General features: G+C 57.1%; 6 protein-coding genes. 2 read left to right on the top strand and 4 right to left on the bottom strand.

The annotated features are described in order from the left end of the window. Positions 1–24 precede the first annotated feature (24 nt). Together NMG80_RS05125 and NMG80_RS05120 are read right to left on the bottom strand one after the other, a co-directional pair. A complete protein-coding gene (locus tag NMG80_RS05125) occupies positions 25–1,095 on the bottom strand; it encodes a helix-turn-helix transcriptional regulator (RefSeq protein ID WP_254017140.1) in 1,071 nt (356 codons plus the stop codon). Between the two features lie 185 nt (positions 1,096–1,280). Further along, on the bottom strand, positions 1,281–2,159 hold the full coding sequence (locus tag NMG80_RS05120; RefSeq protein ID WP_254017139.1) for an NAD(P)-dependent oxidoreductase: 879 nt from the start codon (positions 2,157–2,159) through the stop codon (positions 1,281–1,283). A 253-nt stretch (positions 2,160–2,412) separates the two neighbouring features. On the opposite strand from NMG80_RS05120, the gene NMG80_RS05115 reads away from it, so the two are divergent. After that, a complete protein-coding gene (locus NMG80_RS05115) occupies positions 2,413–3,207 on the top strand; it encodes a YoaK family protein (RefSeq protein ID WP_254017138.1) in 795 nt (264 codons plus the stop codon). A 153-nt stretch (positions 3,208–3,360) separates the two neighbouring features. On the opposite strand, the gene NMG80_RS05110 is transcribed toward NMG80_RS05115, so the two are convergent. After that, positions 3,361–3,750, bottom strand: a complete 390-nt coding sequence (locus tag NMG80_RS05110; RefSeq protein ID WP_254017137.1) for a response regulator transcription factor — start codon at positions 3,748–3,750, stop codon at positions 3,361–3,363. A gap of 76 nt (positions 3,751–3,826) precedes the next feature. Continuing rightward, positions 3,827–4,486, bottom strand: a complete 660-nt coding sequence (locus tag NMG80_RS05105) for a response regulator transcription factor (RefSeq protein WP_436798545.1) — start codon at positions 4,484–4,486, stop codon at positions 3,827–3,829. Positions 4,487–5,353: 867 nt separating this feature from the next. Between NMG80_RS05105 and NMG80_RS05100 the strand changes: the two genes are divergently transcribed. Then, positions 5,354–5,662 (top strand): hypothetical protein, encoded by a 309-nt coding sequence (locus NMG80_RS05100; protein WP_254017136.1) that lies wholly within the window; start codon positions 5,354–5,356, stop codon positions 5,660–5,662. Positions 5,663–6,163 lie beyond the last annotated feature (501 nt).

Raw genomic sequence — 6,163 nt, 5'->3', positions numbered from 1 at the left:
ACCACTGTGAAAAGGTACTAGTGCCTATCCGAGGCTCCGCTGGTAAGCACTCGGAGTAAGGCCGGTCGCCTTTCGAAATGCGGCCGTGAATGAGCTGGTTTCACTGTACCCGACAGTCAATCCGATGTCAGTCACCGAATGAGCGCGCGTCGCAAGGAGACCTTTGGCATGCTCGATTCGACGGCTGATATGATATCGATGCGGAGGCACTCCAAAGGACAGCTTGAAGGCGCGGCAAAAATAATATGGGCTCAACCGCGCAAGCTGCGCGAGAGCGGCGAGCGGTACCGGTTCGCCCAAATGCGCGTCGATATGCGCCATTACTATCCGCTCCTGCCAAGCCGCAAGCCCGCCTCGAAGCTGAGGCTCGGCACTCGGAGTTCCGTTATGGAAACGGACCAGTTCATGAGCCAGGACGATACCCAGGGCTTCTAGGTACCGCCGATTCTCCAGGCTTGGGCTTTCGAGCGACCTCATCAGTTTGAGGGCGGTGCCCAAAAGCGTCGCGTCTTCAAAGAAAAGCTTCGCCGCGAATGGCACATCTGTCGTATCCGCGTTGAACGGAACTTGCAGCTTGGCAGGATCAAAATAGACAAACATGAGACGCGCAAACGTCCGCGGCGCGTGCCATTCAAGGTATTCGCGACCGGCAGGCACCAAGGTAAGCTTGCGACCAAAATCTCGCAATTTCGATGGGGACAAACCTTCGACGAAGGTATCACCGTCTCGCCGCGCGCCCTGCTCATAGACTACCAGTAGGTGCATAGGCGCGCGAAACCGGAACTCGAATTTGTCATGACCCGCGGCTTGGACTACCTCAACAACTATCCCATCCGAAATCGCCGTGCGATTACTCACGGCGTTGGCTGAGGATATCTCGACGCGGTAATCGGCCACGTCGACGGTCCGGCGCCCGAACTGCGCATACTCCGCGGACCTGGCACGTTGCGCCTTTCTGCCGTTGAACGGAGCGCGCCAATCCCCCGACAAGAATGAGCCTGTTTGCTCCAATCGCGGAGCGTTGGCCGCGAAGGCCGTAATTGCACGTGCATCGATGTCGCTGGAGGCAGAGTTCGTCAACATGGCTTCGCGCACATCCTTCGGGCTATCCCATCTGATGTCAGCGTAGAGCGCCGGCGATGATTTACTCCATTCTACATCCGTAGGCGGCCCTAGAGTGTTGGTTTGAACTACTCATACTTTGGTTTGAACGTCGCAGTCGATAGTTCCCATCATTGTAGAGTTGCGGCTGTCGTACTTTTGCCCCACAATCCGAACGGTCATTTCAGACCGGCGTCCTTGGCTGCAAGACCGCCGATCGCAGACCAGTCGAGCTTGTCGCCTCCATTAGCCAGCAAGGTAAGAAACCGGTCGCGGAGAAGGCTGGCGATCGGCATCGGCACCCGCAAGTCGTCGGCTGCCGCAAGGGCAAGCCGAATATCCTTGGAGCCAAGGGGTGCTGCGAACGCGGCAGGCTCGAAAATTCCGTCGGCGATCAGCCCGCCATAGACCTTATAGACCGGAAGGCCAAACAGGGTCGAGGTCAGAAAATCGACATATCGCCCCCGGTCGAGCCCGGCTTTGCCGATCAGCGCCATTGCTTCGCCGAGCGATTCGATGACCGAAGCGAATAAGAAGTTGCCGCTGAGCTTTACCAAGTTGGCAAATTTCGGAATCTCGGAAACAATGAAAGTGCTTCTTCCGATGGCATCGAGGAGCGGTGCAACTGCCTTGACATCATCCGGCGCACCGGCGGCGGCGACAACAAGTTGCCCAGTCGCCGCCACATCAGGACGGCCGAACACTGGCGCCGCCACAAAACGCTGCCCAGCCTTGGCGTGGGCCGCGGCGAGCCTTTCAGACAAGGCGACACTAATGGTGCTCGACGAAACATGGATCGCGCCAACCCGCAGGCTATCGACTACACCGCGCTCGCCGAACACCACGTCCTCGACAGCTTCGTCGTTTGCCAGCATAGTCATGACGGCATCGCCTTGACAGGCCTCCGACATGCTGACCGCGGCTTTCGCCCCCAGCGTGACCAGCGTTTCGACTTTCGCGCGTGTCCGATTGTAGGCGGTCACATCATGACCCGCTTTTAAGAGGTTGGTCGCCATGCCGGCGCCCATGTGTCCTAAACCAATGAACCCGATTTCCATATCTCTGCCAGCTCCTCTTGATGATGCGGCAGACGCTACGAACCGGCTTGCGAAAAGGCTTTGTCCTTGTTGCGGCGCGTGGGCTTTTCTTGCTGCTAACGCTTACTTGCGCCGGTCACCCCTGCGGTGTCGCGTGACCGTTTTCTGCGCAATCTCGGTGCAAATGCCGCAAAGCGGCTGAAGCAGAGGGCAATGCGGCACGCTAAACAGCGCTGCGCCTCAAGTTTCTGAAATCAACGCAAGCCTGGGCCCAATGACCAACCAAGAACCTCGTAGCTGTGGGCCGACCGTCGACGTCGTTGCTCGGTCGGTCTTTCGCGCCGAGCCGACAGAAGTCCCAATTGCTGCCATCAGCGTCGTTCCGGCCGCTGTCCCGGCGCTCTTGGCCTTCGTTGCCGGGTATGTAGACAGTTGTACCTTCCTGGCATTCACCGGCCTCTTTGTTGCGCAGATGACAGGTAGTTTCGTGGTGGCTGGCTCCGAGCTTGTCGCCAGAAACGATGGCTTTCTGATCAAGGTGCTGGCAATCCCCATCTTCTTTGCGGCCGGAGTTTTGACGACCATAATCGTGAGAGCGCTCGGCTCAGATAGCCGACGAGCCTTGGTCGCGACCCTGGCGCTCGAGGCGGCGCTGCTGGCTGGACTGGCGTGCGCCGATGTCTCGTCAGGAGTGACGACCGTCACATCGGTGGCGGTACTGTTCGACCTCTCAGCCATGGGCGTTCAGAGCGCTACGGTTCGGCTTCTGCTAGTTCAATACGGGTCAACCAACGTCATGACGACCAACACCACGCAATTGGCGATCGACCTCACCGACATGCTGCTCGCGTCGCGCCGGAATCCTCGTGACGCAGTATGGCGCCTCAGCTACAAGCGCGCTCGGCTGGCTCTGCCTCGAGTGGCTCCGATCATGCTCGGTTTCGTTGCCGGTACGGTCGCAGGAGGCTTGGCGTACACTTCCATCGGCCTCGATGGCCTGGTGTTCGCAGTCGGCATCGTAGCGACTCTGGCTATCTGGGCTGTCAAGGGCAGTTGGCTGCGCCGATGATAGATGATAGCGGCTATTCATGATTTTCAACCGAGCCGTGGTCGCATTGGATAAGCCGGGTATTTTTCCCCGAGCGCTGCAAGACTTCAGATCGGAAGGGCTTGGCTTTTGCGTCCCGCGTGGTGACTTGGGATCGTCGCCGTATTGATCCGACTATTCAGATTCCTGCAAAGCGTTGGATACACAGTCGATCAGCACTTTGCCGTCGAACGGCTTGGTCAAGAAGCCGGCTGCTCCGGCTTCCAATGCTCTTTTCCGAGTGCGCTCCTCAGGAAAAGCCGAAATGAAAATGACGGGCACCCTTATGCCTTGAGCGATCAAATGATCCTGCAGGTCAACGCCGCTCATGCCTGGCATTCGGACGTCAGTGATCACGCAGTTTGTGTCCCCGACGTGCGGAGACTCCAGGAACTCTTCAGCCGAGGCGAACGCATGAACCAGGAATCCATGAAGGCGCACGAGTTTTGCCGTGGCGATCCGGAGGGATTCATCGTCATCGACAATTGAGATTTTCGCAACACTGGACAGCTGACGATCCTTCAAGAAAGTTATGTGCGACTCCTGGTCAAGCGTATGCGACCTTAGTCCAATCAGCACTGACCAAGAATCATACAGAGGTTTACCGTTTGATACGGGAAAGCTGGAGAGACTCGGCCATTCTCACCAAATCAGCCAAAGTTCTGGCACCCATTTTTCTCATGACGTTGCCGCGATGTATCTTCACGGTGATCTCGCTCAGCCCTACCTCGGCCGCAACCTGCTTGTTCATCAGCCCAGTCGTAACCAATGCCATGATCTCACGCTCGCGTGCACTCAGCGACTCGAAGAGAGCTTGCAGACCAGCTACCTCTCCCTCCTTTTCGCGCCTGCGTCGATCGCGATCGATCGCCGCGACAACAGCATCCAGGATGTCCTGGTCTCGAAACGGCTTGGTCAGGAAATCGACAGCGCCTGCTTTCATTGCTCTCACCGACATCGGAATATCGCCATGACCGGTGATGAAAATGATTGGAATGTGGATGTTAGCTTTGGCAAGTTCGCTTTGAATATCAAGACCGCTCACCCCGGGCAGCCGAACGTCGAGTATGAGGCAGCCCGGAACATCCGGGAGCTTGTGTTGCAGCAGTTCCGCTGCTGACCCGAAAACCTCGGTGTTCAGATCCACCGTGCGAAAAAGCCTCTTGAGGGCCTCGCGGAGTGAAATGTCGTCCTCAACGATGAAGACGATTGGCCCGTTGCTGCGAGCGACTGGGTCATCCGTGAGCAACCGGCCGGTCAATGCCGTGTCTCTTGATGCGACCACGGACAGAACTCAGTGGTCACGCCGGACCCCGGTTTGCAGGAGTCCGCCGCCAACATCCGCTGGATTATCGAACAAGGGAAACACAGGCCCATGCGCATTCTGCGGCGCGAGACCGCAACGAACGATAATCTCGTGTTTTGGCTACCCGGCATCTGCAGCAACAACCGTCCCAGCTAAGTCCAGTCGTGAAGATAAAAGCACTTTCAGGAACGATCGGCAATTTGATTGCGAAGCCGGCGAAAGGGACGCATTCTCTGGCGCCAAAGCGCCCGGCGCCAAAGCGCCCGGCGCCAACGCGGGCATGTCGTTTGCCAAGCAAACTACCGGCGCGTTTTGACCGGTGCAACGACAGGTTCTAATATGGGCTGGACTTTTTGACGCCTCCAAAGAATGCGCGAAATCCGCAACCAGGCTGCAAACTTGGCAATAGCGAAGAAGCACCGGCGGCGAAAAGTACTAGTTTGTTGGTCGGCGTTGCGATCGGTGTTCGATCCCTTCATCGTGGCAACGCTCCAACTCGTGCCAATTGATCCCGTGGGCCGCTCCTCCCCCGCCCGCCGATCGATTGTAAGGGCGCTCTTCCCCCCGGGAGCGTTTTTCACCGTGCGAGTTCTTGGACCGATGATGGCATGCCATCATCGGTCCATTTTTACTTCTACGTACCATCGGGATCGGCCGGCTGCCGATGGCGGTGCAGAGGGTCGAATTCGTAAGGCTGCTTGCCGTGAAGACCTGCCGCACGAGCGCCGCTTGCCCAAAAGGCAGGGCAGCATCGATTCATCACGGGCGCCGGCAGGGCCAACGCCAATAGCTCCACATTCCCATTTCGACACGAGGATCGGCATGGCGCTCGTTATCGACATCAGGTCAGGCGGCCAGCATCGCCAACTGTTCGTGATGCCGCGCCGCTCGATGACGCGATCCGATGCTTGTGTTGCACGCGGTCGCCGACCAGATGGCCGACCGGCACCAAGGCAGCGGCAAGAGGTGCCGCAGCACTACAAGGCTCATTCTGACAACACCGAGCGCAATCGTATTCGAAATGATGGCGCGGTCCAGAAGGCGGCCTTCAGCAGAATCACCGCGTCGCGAGAAGCCCGGCATCTCTGGTCAAAGCCCATACTCGTCGGAAAAAAGGTCATAGTCGACTGAGGGATACTGGTCGTTGTCGTTCTTGAGTTGCAATCCGGGTGTCGCAGTCGATCTGGCAGTCGGTGCTTCGGGATGCCTCGGCAACGACACGTGGGTTTTGTTCTCCTTTCGCACGACAAACTCGAACTTCTGCTGCGTCTTTGGCGGAAGCGAACTTGCTGCGGAGGCGCAAGCGGTCGACAGAAGGATTGCCGCGAGTGCGGCCTCGATGGAAAAAGAGCGCATGTCGATGTTACCTATTGTGGTTGCACAGCACGGAAACTTCGATAGAACATCGAATTATTATTCATGTCTGCAGTAATAATATAGATCTATCGGCAAGCATTTTACTTAGTTAATTCAAATTATGTTTAACAGATTATTTTATAAACCGAAAGAATGACACTCAGTTCAACTCACAAAGCGACGTGGCGCATTAGGCCTTAACCGATCGTACAAAACGCGCAACCTCCCTGGTTCGCGGATTGTCAGATGCATCTAGTACCTTTTCACAGTGGTTCT

The sequence above is a fragment of the Mesorhizobium escarrei genome, assembly GCF_935825525.1.
In the GTDB taxonomy this organism is placed as follows: Bacteria; Pseudomonadota; Alphaproteobacteria; order Rhizobiales; family Rhizobiaceae; genus Mesorhizobium; species Mesorhizobium escarrei.
Note: the sequence above shows the minus strand (reverse complement) of the source record. Positions and strands in the feature narration are given on the sequence as shown.